The following is a 17,078-nucleotide window of genomic DNA, read 5'->3' as shown; positions in this document are numbered from 1 at the left end:
CGGGCTTTGACGGTTCAGGCGAGCTGCACCGGGATGGCGTTGCTGGTGTGGCTGAGCTGGTTGCCCGGGGCCATGTAGAGCATGCGCGGCTGGTAGTTGGCGAGCTCGGCGTCGCTGTACTGAGCATAAGCGCAGATGATCACCCGGTCACCCACCTTGGCCTTGTGCGCGGCGGCGCCGTTGACCGAAATCATCCGCGAGCCTTCCTCGCCGCGGATGGCGTAGGTGGTGAAGCGCTCGCCGTTGTCGACGTTGTAGATCTGGATCTGTTCGTACTCGCGGATACCGGCGAGGTCCAGCCACTCGCCATCGATGGCGCAGGAGCCTTCGTAGTCGAGGACGGCGTGGGTGACTTCGGCGCGGTGCAGCTTGGCCTTGAGCATGATGCTGTGCATGGCGGCGCTCCTGTTGTTGTGGGGCTTGGCGCGGACGGCGGCAGAGTATGCCCAACCTGTTACCCGGCCTCAAGCCGCGTGCGGCGCGGCCTGGGCGGGTAACGGCGGGTCAGTCGAGCTGCAGCGGCAGGTTGTCGATCAGGCGGGTCTTGCCGAGGAAGGCGGCGGCCAGGACCACCACCTGCCGGTCGCCGGCGTCGGCAGGGCGCAGGCTCAGGGCCTCGCGGATTTCCAGGTAGTCCACGCGCAGGCCGGCGGCCTCGATCTGCCGGCGGCCCTCTTCGAGCAGCGCCGGAAAGTCGCGCGAGCCGCCGCGCAGGGCCTCGGCGAGCTGCCGCAGGGTGCGCTGGATGACCGGCGCGCGGGCGCGCTCGTCGTCGTTCAGGTAGCCGTTGCGCGAGGACAGCGCCAGGCCGTCCTCGGCGCGCACGGTGGGTTCGCCGAAGATCTGCACGGGGATGTTCAGGTCGCGCACCAGCTTGCGGATCACCGCCAGTTGCTGGAAGTCCTTCTCGCCGAACAGCGCCATGTCCGGCTGCACCATGTTCAGCAGCTTGCAGACCACGGTGGCGACGCCGTCGAAGTGGCCCGGGCGGCTGCCGCCGCACAGCCCCTCGGAAACCCCGGGCACGCTGACCTTGGTCTGACCTTGCATGCCGTCGGGGTACATCTCTTCCACGCCCGGGGCGAACAGCAGGTGGCAGCCGGCTTCCAGCAGCTTGGCCTGGTCGGCGGCGAGGGTGCGCGGGTACTTGTCCAGGTCTTCGCTGGGGCCGAACTGCAGCGGGTTGACGAAGATGCTGGCGACCACGAAGTCGGCGCGCTGGCCGGCCTTGGCCACCAGGGCGGCGTGGCCGGCGTGCAGGTTGCCCATGGTCGGCACCAGGGCGATGCGCTTGCCTTCGCCGCGCGCGCGGGCGACGGCGGCGCGCAGTTCGCGGACGGTCTTGACGGTGTTCATGCGGAGAATCCGTGTTCGGGGCCGGGGAAGGTGCCGTCTTTCACGGCCTTGACGTAGGCGGCGAAGGCGCCCTGGATGCTGTCCTGGCCTTCCATGAAGTTCTTCACGAACTTGGGCGCGCGGCCGGACAGCGACAGGCCCAGCATGTCGTGCATCACCAGGACCTGGCCGTCGGTGCCGGGGCCGGCGCCGATGCCGATCACCGGGATCTTCACCGCTTCGCTGATCTCCTGGCCCAGGGCGCTGGGCACGCACTCCAGCAGCAGCATGGCCACGCCGGCCTGCTCCAGGGCGATGGCGTCGGCGCGCAGCTGGCGGGCCTGGGCTTCCTGGCGACCCTGGACCTTGAAGCCGCCGAACAGGTTGACCGATTGCGGGGTCAGGCCCAGGTGCGCGCACACCGGCACGCCCATCTGCGCCAGGCGCACGATGGGCTCGGCCAGCCAGGCGCCGCCTTCGAGCTTGACCATGTGGGCGCCGGCCTGCATGACCTTGACCGCGTCGTCCAGCAGGCGCTGCAGCGAGGTGCCGGAGGCGAAGGGCAGATCGGTGACGATCATCGCGCCCTGGTTGCCGCGCTTCACGCAGGCGGTGTGGTAGGCCATTTCCTCGACCGTGACCGGCAGCGTGCTGTCGTGGCCTTGCAGCACCATGCCGAGGGAGTCGCCGATCAGCAGCATCTCCGCGCCCGCGGCGCTGGCCGCCTGGGCGAAGGTGGCATCGTAGGCTGTGAGCATCGCGATCTTCTCGCCGCTTTGCTTCAGGCCTTGCAGGGTGGTCAGGGTGACATCAGGCATGAAAACGGTCCTCGTTGGGCCGGCTGGCGCCGGCGCGGGGCACCTATAGTCCGGATGGGGCGGAGCGAAGTCAATCGCAGGTGTTACCGGACTGTTACGGCGTTACCGCCAACTGGGGTGACGATCAGGATAGCCGTTCGAGACCGGCGAATGGGCAATCCGCCAGCAGTTCCGACAGGCTGCGGCCGTCGGGCAGGCGCAGCTGCGGCGCCAGGTCCGCCAGGGGGTAGAGGACGAAGGCGCGGGCGTGCATGTGGTAGTGCGGCACGGTCAGGCGCGGCTCGTCGAGCTGGCGCTCGCCGAACAGCAGGATATCCAGGTCGAGGGTGCGCGGGCCCCAGCGTTCGTCCTTGCGCACGCGGCCCTGTTCCAGTTCGATGCGCTGCAGGGCATCGAGCAGGGCCAGGGGCGCAAGCTCGGTGTCCAGCGCGGCCACGGCGTTGACGTAGCGCGGCTGGTCCGGCGGGCCCAGCGGGTCGCTGATGTAGAAGGGCGAAACCGCGGCAACCGTGGTTTGCGGGATGGCCCGCAGGGCTTCGATGGCGGCGCGCAGTTGGCCCAGGGGATCGGCAAGGTTGCTGCCCAGGCCGAGATAGACGCGCTCGCTCACTCGTTGCCGGCCCCCTCGCTGCGCGGGCCACGGCGGCGACGGCTAGCACCGCCGCGGCGACGCTTGCGCGGGGCGGCGCCGCCATCGTCCGGGCTGGCCGCCAGGTTGCGGATCATGCCGCGGCGTTCGCCGTCGCTGGCGTCCTGGTAGTCGGTCCACCAGTCGCCGAGGCCGCCGGTTTCCTCGCCGGCGCTCTCGCGCAGCAGCAGGAAGTCGTAGCCGGCGCGGAAGCGCGGGTTCTCCAGCAGCAGATCGGCGCGCTTGCCCTGGCGCCGCGGCAGGCGTTCCTGCATGTCCCAGATCTCGCGGATCGGGATGGTGAAGCGCTTGGGCACGGCGGTGCGCTGGCACTGCTCGCTGATCAGTTCGTGGGCGGCTTCCTGCATCGCCGGGATCGGCGGCATGCCGCGCTCCTGCAGCTGCGCCACGCGCGCCGGCAGGGCCGGCCAGAGCAGGGCGGCGAAGAGGAAGGCGGGAGTGACCGGCTTGCCCTGGTGGATTCGCAGATCGGTGTTGGCCAGGGCCTGGCGGATCAGCTTGCCGGTGTATTCCGGGTCGCGGGCCAGGGCCTTGGCGCTGGCCGGGAACAGCGGGGCGAACAGCTCGTATTCGAGCAGCAGTTCGAAGGTGCGCTCGCCGCGGCCGCTGAGGAACAGCTTGAGCACTTCGTCGAACAGCCGCGCCGAGGGAATCTCGCGCAGCAGCGGCGCCAGCTTGCGGATCGGCGCGGCGCTGTGCTTCTCGATCTCGAAGTCCAGCTTGGCGGCGAAGCGCACCGCGCGCAGCATGCGCACCGGGTCTTCGAGGTAGCGCTGCTCGGGGTCGCCGATCAGGCGCACCAGGCGGTTGCGGATGTCGTGCACGCCGTGGGCGTAGTCGAGGATGCGCTCGTCGCTGCAGTCGAAGTACAGGGCGTTGATGGTGAAGTCGCGGCGCTGGGCGTCGTCTTCCAGGGTGCCGTAGACGTTGTCGCGCAGGATGCGCCCGGCCTCGTTGCGCGACGCCTGGTTGCTGTCGCCTTCGCCTTCTTCCTGCGGGTGGTGGGAACGGAAGGTGGCCACCTCGATGATCTCGCGGCCGAAGTGCACGTGCACCAGCTTGAAGCGTCGGCCGATCACCCGCGCGTTGCGGAATTCGGCGCGCACCTGCTCGGGGGTGGCGCTGGTGGCCACGTCGAAGTCCTTGGGGGCGATGCCTAGCAACTGGTCGCGGACGCCGCCGCCGACGATGTAGGCCTGGTATCCCGCCTTCTGCAGCCGGTCCACCACGCTCACCGCATGCCGGCTGAACTGCTCGCGACGCAGCGGATGCTGGTTGCTGCCGACGATTTCCGGAGTGGTGCGGACTGCGCGCTTGCGGCGCAAGGGAGAGCGAAGGGAGGAGATCAGCTTTTTCAGCATGGAGGCACTATTAACAGGTTGGGGTGGATTGCGTCGCGCAACGCAGCGTGCCCTGGCCGGTGGTCGCAGTCGGCAGGCAGCCCATCATGCTTGAAAAGCATGGCCAGCGGAAACAATCGGCGGTAATTCTGATGCGTTGTATATCCGAACGGGTTCGGATTCTAGCATCGGGGCGCAGGAGATGGGGAACGAAGGAAGGAGAGGAAAGCAGGGGAGAGCGGGGAAAGCTACTGGGGGAGCCGAAGCTCCCCCCCAAGTAGGTGCGTGCTTTGTTCTTGTTATGATGCCGGGCTTGTTGTTTTTGTTTGTAGACCCGTCCTCGAGGCTAGCCGCTTCGAGGCATTCCCATTCGGGATCGACAAGAGCAAACGGATTGCTTTGGTCGCTGAGTGAGCAGTGATCTTTCGATCCAACCGATTTCGCCGCTGCCTCGAGGCAGTTTTATTGTTCTTCGATCGGTTGCGGGATTTCTCCCGCCAGCTACTCTCCTCCAAAAGAATCAGTTAGCTGCGCCTCCGCGATTTTGTTTTTGTTGTGCTGGAGTCGTTACGTGTTGTTTTTGTTCTGTGGTTTCGTGCTTGTTATTGTTGTTGTGCCAATAACAAAGCAGATGCCGTGCCAACTTTTGAGAATCCTTATTTTTCAAGGGTTTAGCTGTAGGAAGGGGTTTCGGGCAGGCACAAAAAAGCCGGGTTATCGTTACCGATGAACCCGGCTTTTGTTACGCGGGATGTCCGCGGTAACAGCTGTGCGCACCTCAGGAGTCGGCCGAGGCCCCCGACTTGCGCCGCGGGATGCCCAGGCGCTGGCGCCGTTCCCACAGGCATTTGCGGCTGATACCCAGCTTGCGGGCCAGCTCGGTCTCGGTCATGTGGTCCTGGTGCTCGAGGACGAAATGCTGGAAGTAGTCCTCCAGCGACAGGTCCTCGGTGGGCTCGTGGTTGTTGGCCGCCACGGCGTTGCGCACCTCCGCCTCGTCGACGAAGTCGTCCTCCAGATCGTCCAGCTCGATGTCGATGCCCAGCAGGTCGGCGGGGATTTCCTGGCCTTCGCTGAGGATCACCGCGCGCTCGATGGCGTTCTCCAGCTCGCGCACGTTACCCGGCCACGGGTAATGGCGGATGGCCTGTTCGGCCTCGTGGGAGAAACTCAGCGGGGCGCGCCCCATCTGCGAGCACTGGCGCGCCAGGAAGGCGCGGGCGATCTCCATCACGTCGGCGCCGCGCTCGCGCAGCGGCGGCAGCTTCAGCGAGATGACGTGCAGGCGGTAATAGAGGTCTTCGCGGAACTGCCCGGTCTTGGCCAGCATCTTCAGGTCGCGGTGGGTGGCGGCGATCAGGCGCACGTCGACCTTCTGCGACTGCACCGAGCCGACACGGCGGATCTCGCCTTCCTGCAGCACGCGCAGCAGGCGGGCCTGGGCTTCCAGCGGCAGTTCGCCGATCTCGTCGAGGAACAGGGTGCCGCCGTCCGCGGCTTCCACCAGGCCGGCGCGGCCGGCGCTGGCGCCGGTGAAGGCGCCCTTCTCGTGGCCGAACAGTTCGGATTCGATCAGGGTTTCCGGGATGGCCGCGCAGTTCACCGAGATCAGCGGCGCCTTGGTGCGCTTGGAGAGGTTGTGCAGGGCGCGCGCCACCAGTTCCTTGCCGGTGCCCGACTCGCCCTGGATCAGGACATTGGAGTCGGTGGGGGCGACCTTGCGGATCTTCGAATACAGCTCGAGCATCGGCGGACAGGAGCCGATGATGCCGATCTCGCCCTCGGCCGGGGCGGCGTTACCGTTACCGCGCTCGCCCGCCGCGCGGGTGTTACCCCGCGCTTCGGCGCTGGCGCCACGGCCTTCCTGGCGGTCCTTGAGGATGCGCGCCACGGCCTGGAGCATCTCGTCGTGGTCGAAGGGCTTGGCGATGTAGTCCACCGCGCCCATCTTCATCGAGTCCACGGCCGAGCGCAGGCTGGCGTAGCTGGTCATGATCAGCACCGGGGTGCCCTGGGCCAGCTTGATCAGTTCGGTGCCGGGGGCGCCGGGCAGGCGCAGGTCGCTGACGATCATGTCGAAGGACGGAATGCTGTAGCGCTCCTGGGCCTCCTGGACCGAGCCGGCCTCGCTGACCTGGTACTGGTTGCGCTCGAGCAACCGTCGCAGGGCGGAACGGATGATGGTTTCGTCTTCGACGATGAGGATATGTGCCATGTATTCAGCTCTCTCGACGTGCTCGTCTACTGCTCGGCCGTCGGGCCAGGATGCCGCGGCAAGGTCACGCGGATGCGGGTGCCGCATTCGCGTTCCGGATCGGCCGGGCTGTCGATGGTGATCTGCCCATAATGCTCTTCCACGATCGAATAGACCAGTGCGAGGCCCAGGCCGGTCCCCTTGCCGGGGTCCTTGGTGGTGAAGAAGGGCTCGAACAGGCGATCGATGATGGACTTGGGAATGCCGCTGCCTTCGTCTTCGACGATGAGGTCGACGGTGTTCTCCGAGGCTTCGCTGCGTACCCGTATGGCGCCGCCGGGCGGGGAGGCGTCGCGGGCGTTGGACAGCAGGTTGATGAGTACCTGGGCCAGGCGCTGGGCATCGCCCTCCACCCAGTGGTCCGGGTCGCACAGGTTGAAGAACTGCACTTCGACGCTGCGTCGGTTCAACGATAGCAAACTGATGGCTTCCTGGGTGACGTCGGCCAGGCACACCGGCTCGGCGGCCACCTGCTTGCCGCCGGCGTGGGCGAAGCTCATCAGCGACTGGACGATGCGCGAGACGCGCTTGGTCTGTTCGAGGATCTGCGCGCTGATCTCGGTCAGCTCGCCGTCGCCCTCGCGTTCCTCGCGCAGGTTCTGCGCCAGGCAGGCGATACCGGTGATGGGGTTGCCGATCTCGTGGGCCACGCCGGCGGCCAGGCGGCCGATGGAGGCCAGGCGCTCGGAGTGGATCAGCTTGTCTTCCAGGGACTGCGTCTCGGTGAGGTCCTCGACCAGCAGCACCAGGCCGCTGTTGCCCGGCGCCAGGGGTTCCTCGATGGCCGCCTTGTGCAGGTTCAGCCAGCGCGTCTGGCCGTCGATGGCCAGGCGCTGCTTGTGCAGGTGCTGGTCGGGGGCCTCGATGAAGCCTTCCAGCAGGCCCTTCCAGGGATCCGGCAGGGCCGACAGGCGCGAGCCGACCACGCGCTGCGCGGGCACCCCGGTGAGTTCCTCGATGGCGCGGTTCCACATCAGCACTTCCTGGTCCTTGGCCAGCGAGCACACGCCCATCGGCAGGTCCTGGAGAGTCTGCCGGTGGTAGCGGCGCAGGGCGTCCAGTTCGGCGGCCAGGCCGGTGAGCCGCGAGTGGTAGTCCTCCAGGCGGCTCTCGATGAAGTGGATGTCCTCGGTGACGTAGCTCTCGCTGCTGGCCTTGTAGGGCAGGAAGGTCTCGACCATGTCCTGGGCCACGCTTGGGCCCATCAGCCCGGAGAGGTTGGCCTCGATGCGGTCGCGCAGGCGGCGCAGGGCGTAGGGGCGGCGCTCGTCGAAGGGCAGGTGCAGGTCGCGCAGGGCCTGCTCCACTTCCTTCTGCGCGGTCTTCGCACCCAGCGGCTTGGCCAACTGGCTGGCGAATTCCTGGGGCGAGACGGCGAGCAGTTCGCGGCGCTGCGGGCGGCGCACGTTGTCCACCGCGCATGCTTCGGCGGCGCCCTTTTCCTCGTCGCTGGGCTCGCTGAACAGCGACACCAGGGTGAACACCAGCACGTTGGCCGCCAGCGAGGCCAGCGCAGCCAGGTGCCAGCTGGCCTCGTCGAGCACGTACAGCGAGTCGAACAGCGGGATGTGCAGGGTCTGCACGTTGCCCATCAGCGGCACCAGCATGGTGGCGCCCCACACCAGCATGCCCGCCACCAGGCCGGCGATGAAGCCGCGGCGGTTGGCCGCCGGCCAGTAGAGCACCGAGAGCGCGCCGGGGAGGAACTGCAGGGTGGCGACGAAGGAGACGATGCCCAGGTTCGACAGTTCCTGCTCCGAGCCCAGCAGCAGGTAGAAGCCGTAGCCGAGCAGGATGATGGTGGCGATCAGCGCCCGCCGCGTCCATTTCAGCCAGCGGTAGATGTTGCCCTCGGCCGGCGGCTGGTACAGCGGCAGCACCAGGTGGTTGAGGACCATGCCCGACAGCGCCAGGGTCATCACGATGATCAGCCCGCTGGCCGCCGAGATGCCGCCGATGAAGGCGGCCAGGGCGAGGGCCGGGCTGTCCACCGCCATGCCCAGGCCGAGGGTGAAGTACTCCGGGTTGGTCGAGGCGCCCAGGTGCAGGCCGGCCCAGAGGATCGGCGGCACCGCCAGGCTCATCGGCAGCAGGAACAGCGGCAGGCCCCAGCTGGCGCTGAGCAGGGCGCGCGGGTTGAGGTTCTCGGTGAAGGTCATGTGATACATGTGCGGCATCACGATGGCCGAGGCGAAGAACACCAGCAGCAGGGTGCGCCAGGGGCCTTCGGCCAGCGGCGTGTGCAGGGTGCTCAGGGCCTCCTGGTTCTGCAGCAGCCAGACCTCCAGGCCGTCGGGGCCGCCGAACACGCCGTAGAGGGCGAACAGGCCGATGGAGCCCAGGGCGATCAGTTTGACCAGGGATTCGAAGGCGATGGCCATCACCAGCCCTTCGTGGCGCTCGCGGGTGGCGATGTGGCGGGCGCCGAAGAGGATGGCGAACAGGGTGATCAGCGCGCAGAACGCCAGCGCCGCGCTGTGGGCGTCGGCGCCGCGGGTCAGCAGGCTGATGGAGTTGGTCACCGCCTCGATCTGCAGGGCCAGCATCGGCAGCACGCCGATCAGCATGAACAGCGTGGTCAGCGCGCCGGCCCAGGTGCTGCGGAAGCGGAAGGCGAACAGGTCGGCCAGCGACGACAACTGGTAGGCGCGGGTGATGCGCAGGATCGGGTAGAGCAGCACCGGGGCCAGCAGGAATGCCCCGGACACCCCCAGGTAGATGGCCAGGAAGCCATAGCCGTACTGGTAGGCCAGGCCGACGGTGCCATAGAAGGCCCAGGCGCTGGCATAGACGCCCAGCGACAGGGTGTACACCAGCGGGTGGCGCACCAGGCGGCGCGGCACGTAGCCGCGCTCGGTGATCCAGGCGACACCGAACAGGGTGGTGAGGTAGGCGGCGCTGATCAGGATCAGCTGGGTGAGGCTAAAGCTCGTCAGCATCGCGCTGGCTCTGCAGGATGAAGGTCACGACTATGAGAATCAGCCACAGCAGGTAAGGGCGATACCAGGCGCCGTTGGGGTCGATCCACCAGTCCATGATGGCGGGCGAGAACAGGTAGATGCCCACGACCAGGAGCAGCACCAGTCGGTAGATGTACATGTCATGCCTCTCGTTGTGCGGACGGCAGGCTACAGGCAGCCGATGGGCGCCTGCAAGCCGGGGCGCATGGCCCCTCCCATCATCTTAGAGCCGGGCGTCTTCCAGCGTCAGTACGCGGGGGATGCGCGCGGCGTCCCAGTGCGCCACGCCCCAGGCCAGCACCTCGGCCGGGGTGGCTCCGGCCAGTTCCGCCGGCGCGGCCTGGCCCAGGGCCTTCAGCGCGCGCAGCAGCAGCGGGGCGGCCTGCTCGGCGGCCAGTGGTGGCGAGCGGTAGGACTTGCCCAGCTTGTGGCCGTCGGGCTGGACGATCAGCGGCACGTGCAGGTAGCGCGGATGGGCCACCCCGAGCAGTTCCTGCAGGTACAGCTGGCGCGGGGTGTTGTCCAGCAGGTCGGCGCCGCGGACGATGTCGGTCACGCCCTGCCAGGCGTCGTCCAGCACCACCGCCAACTGGTAGGCATAGAGGCCGTCGCGGCGGCGGATGACGAAGTCGCCCACCGCGCGGCCCAGGTGCTGGCGGAACTCGCCCTGGACGCGGTCGACGAAGGCGTATTCCAGTTCCGGCACGCGGATGCGGATGGCCACCTCGCCGTGCCAGTCGTGGCCGGCGTTGCGGCAGGTGCCGGGGTAGATGCCGCCCGTGCCTTCGAGCTGCTTGCGCGAGCAGGTGCAGGCGTAGGCCAGGCCGCTGCGCAGCCATTGCTCGACCACCGCCGCGTAGGCTTCGCCGCGTTCGCTCTGGCGTTCGACCGGGCCGTCCCATTCGAAGCCGTAGCGCTCCAGCGTCTGCAGGATGGCGGCCTGGGCGCCGGGCATTTCCCGCGGCGGGTCGAGGTCTTCCATGCGCACCAGCCAGCGCCCGCCAACGGCGCGGGCGTCCAGGTAGGAGGCGACGGCGGCGACCAGCGAGCCGAAATGCAGGTAGCCGCTGGGGGTGGGGGCGAAGCGTCCGGTGTAGCGGGAGTCGGGCATGGCGCAGGCTTGTGGTCAGGGGCGGGGAGCGCCGCACAAACGCGACGGGGCGCCTAGGCGCCCCGTTCGCGAAAAGCCGCCGGCATCAGGAGCCGAGCTGCTTTTCCTTGATTTCCGCGAGGGTCTTGCAGTCGATGCAGAGGGTCGCGGTGGGGCGGGCTTCGAGGCGGCGGATGCCGATCTCCACGCCGCAGGAGTCGCACCAGCCGTAGTCGTTGTCCTCGATCAGCTGGAGGGTCTCGTCGATCTTCTTGATCAGCTTGCGCTCGCGGTCGCGGGCGCGCAGTTCGAGGCTGAACTCCTCTTCCTGGCTGGCGCGGTCGGCCGGGTCCGGGAAGTTGGCCGCTTCGTCCTGCATGTGGTGCACGGTGCGATCGACTTCTTCCATCAGCTCAACTTTCCACTTGTTGAGGATGGAGGTGAAGTGGGCGCGCATGCGCTCGCTCATGTACTCCTCGCCCTTGGTTTCCTGGTAGGGCTCGAAGCCACGAATCAGTTGGCTGCTCTGCTGTTTTGCATTGGTGGGCATGTGTGGCCGCCTCTCACTCTCGCTAATCCTGTCGCGGATGGTCCCTCTCCGGTCGACGCCGGCCCCGCGCTCGCAAGCGGGCGAACTTACCAGATCGATAATCGCGATGCTACTCCCGGTTGTCGAGCCTGCTGCCACCCGCCGATGGCTTGGTTAGAATCGCCTCTTCGTCGCAAAGTTCGGTATTTCCCATGGTTTCTTCCTTCAGTGCCCGCAGCCGCGCCATCGAACCTTTCCACGTCATGGCGTTGCTGGCGCGAGCCAACGAGCTGCAGGCCGCCGGCCACGACGTCATTCACCTGGAGATCGGCGAGCCGGATTTCAGCACCGCCGCGCCCATAGTCGCCGCCGGCCAGGCCGCATTGGCCGCCGGCCATACCCGCTACACCGCGGCCCGTGGCCTGCCGCAGCTGCGCGAGGCCATCGCCGGTTTCTACGCCTCGCGCTACCGCCTGGCCATCGACCCCGAGCGCATCCTGGTCACCCCGGGCGGTTCCGGCGCCCTGCTGCTGGCCAGCAGCCTGCTGGTCGACCCGGGCCGCCACTGGCTGCTGGCCGACCCCGGCTACCCGTGCAACCGCCACTTCCTGCGCCTGGTGGAGGGCGCCGCACAGCTGGTGCCGGTGGGCCCGCAGAGCCGTTACCAGCTCACCCCGGAGCTGGTGAATGCGCACTGGAATCAGGACAGTGTAGGCGCTTTGCTGGCATCGCCGGCGAATCCTACCGGCACTTTGCTGCACAAGGATGAACTGGCCGCGTTGTCGCAGGCGCTGAAGGCCCGCGGCGGGCACATGGTGGTGGACGAGATCTACCACGGCCTGACCTACGGCGTGGACGCCAGCAGCGTGCTGGAAGTGGACGACGAGGCCTTCGTCCTCAACAGTTTCTCCAAATATTTCGGCATGACCGGTTGGCGCCTGGGCTGGCTGGTGGCGCCGCCGGAAGCGGTGGGCGAGCTGGAGAAGCTGGCGCAGAACCTCTATATCAGCGCCCCGAGCATGGCCCAGTACGCCGCGCTGGCCTGTTTCGAGGAAGGCACCCTGGCCATCCTCGAAGAGCGCCGCGCCGAGTTCGCCCGGCGCCGCGACTACCTGCTGCCGGCCCTGCGCGAGCTGGGCTTCGGCATCGCCGTGGAGCCGGAAGGGGCCTTCTACCTGTACGCCGACATCAGCGCCTTCGGCGGCGACGCCTACCGCTTCTGCCAGCACTTCATCGAGACCGAGCACGTGGCCTTCACCCCGGGGGTGGACTTCGGCCGCTACCAGGCCGACCACCACGTGCGCTTCGCCTACACCCAGAACCTGGAGCGCCTGGAACAGGCGGTGGAGCGCATCGCCCGCGGCCTGAAGAGCTGGCGGCCCTGATGCGCTTCGCTCCGGAACTGGAAGAGGCGCGCCTGCTGCGCCGCTACAAGCGCTTCCTCGCCGATATCGAAACCGCCGGCGGCGAGCAGTTGACCATCCACTGCCCGAACACCGGTTCCATGCTCAACTGCATGAGCGAGGGTTGCCGGGTCTGGTTCAGCCGCTCGGACGACCCCAGGCGCAAGCTGCCGGGCACCTGGGAGCTGAGCGAAACGCCCCAGGGGCGCCTGGCCTGCGTCAACACCGGGCGCGCCAACCGCCTGGTGGAGGAGGCCCTGCTGGCCGGGAGCGTCGCCGAACTGGCCGGCTTCGCCGCGCTGCGCCGGGAAGTCGCATACGGCATGGAGAACAGCCGCGCGGACTTCCGCCTGGAGTTCGCCGCCGGGCCGGTGTTCGTCGAGGTGAAGAGCGTCACCCTGGGCTTCGACGCCACGCCGGTGGCGGCCTTCCCCGATGCGGTCACCACCCGCGGGGCCAAGCACCTGCGCGAGCTGGCGACGCTCGCGCGGCAGGGCACCCGGGCGGTGCTGCTGTATTGCGTGAACCTGTCCGGCATCGAGGCGGTGCGCCCGGCGGAGGAAATCGACCCGGCCTATGCCGCGGCGCTGCGCGAGGCGCGTGACGCTGGCGTCGAGATGTTGGCCTACGGCGCGGACATCGACGTCAGCGAAATCCGCCTGAGCCGGCCGCTGCGCATCGAGCTGTAGGGCGCTCGGAGCCTGTTTACGATCTCGCGAGCTAGAGCAGAACAAGGCTGAAACAGGCGAGAGCGCGCGGTTTAGTCCGCCAAATGAGCATCGCTCGCCTGTTTTTAACGCAGTTATGCCGACGCGCAGCAGGTCGTAGGCTGGTTCTCAGTCATACTCGGGCAGGCTTATCCACAACCCCTGCTCGTCCTCGCGGCACGGCAGGCTGTCGAGCACCTCGCCCAGGCAGGGGCCCTGGATGCATTCGCCGGATTCGATGAGGAACAGCGCGCCGTGCTGGGCGCACTGCAGCAGCGCGCCACTGGCGTCGAGGAAGCGGTCGGCCTCCCATTCCAGGGGCACGCCGCGGTGCGGGCAGCGGTTGCGGTAGACATGGACGCGGCCCTGGCGGCGCACGGCGAAGACCTTCAGGCCTTCGACCTGGAAGCCGCGGGTCCGCCCCTCGGCCAGTTCGCCCGGATGGCACAGCCGGATCATCCGGACGCTCCCGGCGCCGACAGCAGGGCGCATCGCGCCCTCTGACGTCGGGATAGGGTGCACGTCCTTGTGCTGAAGTCGGTCAGATCTCCCAGATCAGGTTGGCCGCCGCGTAGCGGCCGGGCTGGGTGTAGCGATCCAGGCTGGGGCTGTTCTCGGTGAGGCCGCGTACGTCGCCCCATTGCCAGTACTTCTTGTCGGTGAGGTTGAACAGGCCGGCGTTGAGGGTCACGCCGTCGGTGATCCGCACCCAGCCGCTGAGGTCGAGCAGACCATAGCCGCCGGGCTTGAATTGGCTGGGGACTTCGTTGTCGTCGATGCGCTGCTTGGCCTGCACCAGGGTCCAGGTCAGCTCGCTGCCGAAGCGTCCGCCGGGCGCATCATACCCCAAACCGAACACGCCCTTGAGCGGGTCGACGCTGTTGATCGGCTCGCCGGTTTCCTCGTCCTTGCCGCGCGCGTAGGACACGGCGCCGCGCAGGCGGGTGCCGTCGGGCAGGCCGGCGGCCAGGTGCAGGTCGAGGTCGCCGCGGGCCTCGGCGCCGCGGATGGTGACCTTGTCCAGGTTGGTGTACTGGTAGGTCAGGCGGCCGTTGCCGGTGGGGTCGTTGGGCAGGGTGACCTGCTCGATGAAGTCGTCGTAGCGGTTGTAGAACAGGGCGACGCCGAAGCTGCCCATGGCGTACTTGCCGCGCAGGCCGATCTCGTAGCTGTCGCTGGTTTCAGGCTTGAGGTCGGTGTTGGCGATGGTCTGGTAGCCGATGGCGGTGTTGACGAACTCGCCGAAGATATCCACCGGTTCGGGTGCGCGGAAGCCGGCGGCATACTGGCCGTAGACGCTGTGGTGGTCGTCGATGCGGTAGGTCACGCCGAACTTGGGCGACAGCGCGTGATCGCTGAAGTTGGACGGGTTGGTATCCAGCGGGTTGCTGTTCAGGTAGCGCTGGCTGACCTCCGGGCGCATCTCGTAGTAGTCGTAGCGCAGGCCCGGCAGCAGGGTCCAGCGGCCGATGTCGATGCTGTCCTGGATGAAGGCCGCGTATTCGTGGGTGACCGGGTCGGGGAAGTCGCTGAGCGGGAAGGTCTCGCTACCGAAGGCCGGCGGCACCGGCTGGCCGTTGTTCTGGAAGGTCTCGCCACCCTTGCGCAGGTCGCTGCTCTCCAGGCGCTTGAGATCGAAGCCGTAGATCAGGTGATGCTGGGTGTCGGCCAGGGCGAACCGCTTGTCCAGTTGGCTGTTCAGGCCCCAGAGCGTTTCCTGGTATTTCGAATCCCGGGTGCGGTCGCGCAGGCGGCCGCCGCTGAAGCGCTCCTGGTAGGTCTGCTGGCGGATCTGGCTGTCCTGATAGTTGAGCTGCCACTGCACCAGGTCGGCCAGCGCGCTGTCGAGCTGGAAGCGGTGCTGCAGGCTGATGCGCTCGCGGTCGGTGCTGTCGCTGGCATCGGAGGTGCGGGTGGTGCCGGTGGCGCTGTATTCGTTGAGCAGGCGGGTGTCGGCGTCGTCGGCGTAGCGCTCGTAGGCCAGCTGCAGGCGGCTGCCTTCGGCGTAGTCCCAGCCGACCTTGGCCAGCAGGTTGTCGGTGTCGAAGTCCACCGGGTTGGCTTCGCCGCGGCTGCTGCCGATGCCGCTCTGGCCGCCGAAGGTCTCGCTGTCGTGGCCTTCGCGGCGGCTGATGGTCAGCAGGCCGTCCACCGGGCCCTGGCGCCCGGCGAAGGTGGCGCTGCCCAGCCAACTGTCGTCGGAGCCGTCGTAGCCGGTCTTGAAGCGGGCGTAGAAGTCCTTGCCGTCCTCCAGGTAGTCCGCGGCGTCCTTGGTCAGGAAGCTCACCGCGCCGCCCAGGGCGTCGCTGCCGTACAGCGAGCTGGCCGGGCCGCGAAGTATTTCAACGCGTTTCACGGTGTCCAGGTCGATGTAGTTGCGCCGCGCGTCCATGAAGGGGCCGAAGGCGAAGGCACCGGGCACGCCGACGCCGTCCACCTGGGTCAGCACGCGGTTGCCGCCGATGCCGCGGATGGTGAAGCCCGACAGGCCAAAGCGGCTGCCGCTGCCGCTCACCGACACGCCGGGCTCGTAGCGCACCAGTTGCTTGATGTCGTTGGCGTTGTTGCGGTCGATGTCCTGCTCGGTCTGCACGCTCACGGTGCTCGGCACCGCATCCACGGGCTGTTCGCTACGGGTCGCGGTGACCGTGGTCTCCCCGAGGGAAACCGCGTTGTCCGCCAGGGCGAGGGAAGGGCTCAACAGCAGCAGGGCCAGCCAGTGTCGGCGGGCGAACGGAGGCGTGATCGACATGGGATACCTGTTTTTCTTGGAAATGGCAGATGGCAAATGGCCGTTGGCAGAAGGCGGCGCAGACCATAATTCTTCTCAAATCTAAATGCAAATTATTATCAAATAGATTTATTAAATTTGTTGTGGCACAGTTCGTCGGTGCCGCCGCGATGCGGCAGGTCCCCTTGCGAACGAGGATTTCTGCGATGACTACCCTTTCCGCGCCGGCTTCCGAGCTGTACCGCGCCTGGCAGGCGCTGCGTGCCGAGAAACCGCGCCTGCGCGCCCGCGATGCCGCGCAACACCTGGATGTGAGCGAGGCCGAGCTGACCGCCAGCCGCCTCGGCGTCGATGCCGTGCGCCTGCGCCCGGAATGGGCCGCGCTGCTGCCGGCCCTCGGCGAGCTGGGCCCGATCATGGCGCTGACGCGCAACGAGCACTGCGTACATGAGCGCAAGGGGCCGTACCAGGAGGTCACCGTATCGGGCAATGGGCAGATGGGCCTGGTGGTGTCCCCGGACATCGACCTGCGCCTGTTCCTCGGCGGCTGGGACAGCGTGTTCGCCATCGGCGAGGAAACCGCCCACGGCACCCAGCGCAGCATCCAGGTGTTCGACCGCCAGGGCACCGCGGTGCACAAGGTGTTCCTCACCGAGCACAGCGACGTCGCCGCCTGGGCGCCGCTGGTGGAGCGCTTCCGCGCCGAGGAACAGAGCGAGCGCCTGGAGCTGCGTCCGGCCGAGGCGAAAGCCGCGCCGCTGGCCGACGGCGAGATCGACGTCGCTTCCCTGCGCCAGGGCTGGGCGGCGCTGAAGGACACCCACCACTTCTTCGCCCTGCTGAAGAAGCACAAGGCCGAGCGCACCCAGGCGCTGCGCCTGGCCGGCCGCGAATGGGCCGAGCCGCTGGACGTCGCCGAGCTGCCGCGCCTGCTGGAGGCCGCCAGCCAGTCCCGCCTGCCGATCATGATCTTCGTCGGCAACGCCCACTGCATTCAGATCCACACCGGCACCGTGGACAACCTGAAGTGGCTGGACGACTGGTTCAACGTGCTCGACCCGCAGTTCAACCTGCACCTGAAGACCTCCGGCGTGCGCGAGCTGTGGCGCGTGCGCAAGCCGAGCAGCGACGGCATCGTCACCAGTTGGGAAGCCTTCGACGCCGACGGCGAGCTGGTCCTGCAGGTGTTCGGCGCACGCAAGCCGGGTGTGCCGGAACTGCAAGAATGGCGTAGCCTCGCCGAATCCTTCGCGGCCATCTGA

Annotated in this window: 15 protein-coding genes; 3 read left to right on the top strand and 12 right to left on the bottom strand. The window is 67.7% G+C overall.

Annotated elements, in window-relative coordinates; genetic code table 11:
* Nucleotides 1–14: 14 nt before the first annotated feature.
* The 10 genes from panD to dksA all read right to left on the bottom strand — a co-directional run bounded on the left by panD (nucleotide 15) and on the right by dksA (nucleotide 10,996).
* Entirely contained in the window at nucleotides 15–395 is a 381-nt protein-coding gene (gene panD, locus PcP3B5_RS26240; RefSeq protein WP_009613020.1) for an aspartate 1-decarboxylase, read from the bottom strand.
* Between the two features lie 109 nt (nucleotides 396–504).
* On the bottom strand, nucleotides 505–1,356 hold the full coding sequence (gene panC / locus PcP3B5_RS26235; protein ID WP_061562795.1) for a pantoate--beta-alanine ligase: 852 nt from the start codon (nucleotides 1,354–1,356) through the stop codon (nucleotides 505–507).
* Nucleotides 1,353–2,153, bottom strand: coding sequence for a 3-methyl-2-oxobutanoate hydroxymethyltransferase (panB, locus tag PcP3B5_RS26230; protein ID WP_009613015.1), 801 nt, complete (start codon nucleotides 2,151–2,153; stop codon nucleotides 1,353–1,355). Before panB ends, panC begins: the two co-directional genes overlap by 4 nt.
* A gap of 124 nt (nucleotides 2,154–2,277) precedes the next feature.
* Nucleotides 2,278–2,763, bottom strand: coding sequence for a 2-amino-4-hydroxy-6-hydroxymethyldihydropteridine diphosphokinase (gene folK / locus PcP3B5_RS26225; RefSeq protein ID WP_061562794.1), 486 nt, complete (start codon nucleotides 2,761–2,763; stop codon nucleotides 2,278–2,280).
* Nucleotides 2,760–4,163: a polynucleotide adenylyltransferase PcnB gene (locus PcP3B5_RS26220; protein ID WP_061562793.1), complete on the bottom strand. Its 1,404-nt coding sequence runs from the start codon at nucleotides 4,161–4,163 to the stop codon at nucleotides 2,760–2,762. The genes folK and PcP3B5_RS26220 overlap by 4 nt, the downstream gene beginning before the upstream one ends.
* Nucleotides 4,164–4,920: 757 nt before the next feature.
* Entirely contained in the window at nucleotides 4,921–6,357 is a 1,437-nt protein-coding gene (locus tag PcP3B5_RS26215; protein ID WP_061562792.1) for a sigma-54-dependent transcriptional regulator, read from the bottom strand.
* A 26-nt stretch (nucleotides 6,358–6,383) separates the two neighbouring features.
* Entirely contained in the window at nucleotides 6,384–9,335 is a 2,952-nt protein-coding gene (locus tag PcP3B5_RS26210) for a sensor histidine kinase (protein WP_058070040.1), read from the bottom strand.
* Nucleotides 9,319–9,495, bottom strand: coding sequence for a hypothetical protein (locus PcP3B5_RS31705; RefSeq protein ID WP_003095129.1), 177 nt, complete (start codon nucleotides 9,493–9,495; stop codon nucleotides 9,319–9,321). Before PcP3B5_RS31705 ends, PcP3B5_RS26210 begins: the two co-directional genes overlap by 17 nt.
* Before the next feature lie 84 nt (nucleotides 9,496–9,579).
* Nucleotides 9,580–10,467 carry a tRNA glutamyl-Q(34) synthetase GluQRS gene (gene gluQRS, locus PcP3B5_RS26205; protein ID WP_061562791.1) on the bottom strand — a complete coding sequence of 296 codons (888 nt, stop codon included), beginning with the start codon at nucleotides 10,465–10,467 and terminating at the stop codon, nucleotides 9,580–9,582.
* An 85-nt stretch (nucleotides 10,468–10,552) separates the two neighbouring features.
* Nucleotides 10,553–10,996 (bottom strand): RNA polymerase-binding protein DksA, encoded by a 444-nt coding sequence (dksA, locus tag PcP3B5_RS26200; RefSeq protein ID WP_009612973.1) that lies wholly within the window; start codon nucleotides 10,994–10,996, stop codon nucleotides 10,553–10,555.
* A gap of 191 nt (nucleotides 10,997–11,187) precedes the next feature.
* Here dksA and PcP3B5_RS26195 point away from each other — a divergent pair, with 191 nt between their 5' ends.
* Nucleotides 11,188–12,360, top strand: coding sequence for a pyridoxal phosphate-dependent aminotransferase (locus PcP3B5_RS26195; RefSeq protein WP_043269046.1), 1,173 nt, complete (start codon nucleotides 11,188–11,190; stop codon nucleotides 12,358–12,360).
* Nucleotides 12,360–13,067: a DNA/RNA nuclease SfsA gene (gene sfsA / locus PcP3B5_RS26190; RefSeq protein ID WP_061562790.1), complete on the top strand. Its 708-nt coding sequence runs from the start codon at nucleotides 12,360–12,362 to the stop codon at nucleotides 13,065–13,067. Before PcP3B5_RS26195 ends, sfsA begins: the two co-directional genes overlap by 1 nt.
* A 147-nt stretch (nucleotides 13,068–13,214) precedes the next feature.
* Here the strand turns inward: sfsA and PcP3B5_RS26185 are convergent, their stop codons facing one another.
* Complete coding sequence (locus PcP3B5_RS26185; protein WP_061562789.1) at nucleotides 13,215–13,544, bottom strand: Rieske (2Fe-2S) protein; 330 nt, start codon at nucleotides 13,542–13,544, stop codon at nucleotides 13,215–13,217.
* 82 nt (nucleotides 13,545–13,626) lie between these two features.
* On the bottom strand, nucleotides 13,627–15,837 hold the full coding sequence (locus PcP3B5_RS26180) for a TonB-dependent hemoglobin/transferrin/lactoferrin family receptor (RefSeq protein ID WP_061562788.1): 2,211 nt from the start codon (nucleotides 15,835–15,837) through the stop codon (nucleotides 13,627–13,629).
* 185 nt (nucleotides 15,838–16,022) lie between these two features.
* Here PcP3B5_RS26180 and PcP3B5_RS26175 point away from each other — a divergent pair, with 185 nt between their 5' ends.
* Nucleotides 16,023–17,078, top strand: coding sequence for a hemin-degrading factor (locus PcP3B5_RS26175; RefSeq protein ID WP_061562787.1), 1,056 nt, complete (start codon nucleotides 16,023–16,025; stop codon nucleotides 17,076–17,078).

Origin of the sequence: Pseudomonas citronellolis, assembly GCF_001586155.1 — a bacterium.
Classification (GTDB): domain Bacteria; phylum Pseudomonadota; class Gammaproteobacteria; order Pseudomonadales; family Pseudomonadaceae; genus Pseudomonas; species Pseudomonas citronellolis.
Note: the sequence above shows the minus strand (reverse complement) of the source record. Positions and strands in the feature narration are given on the sequence as shown.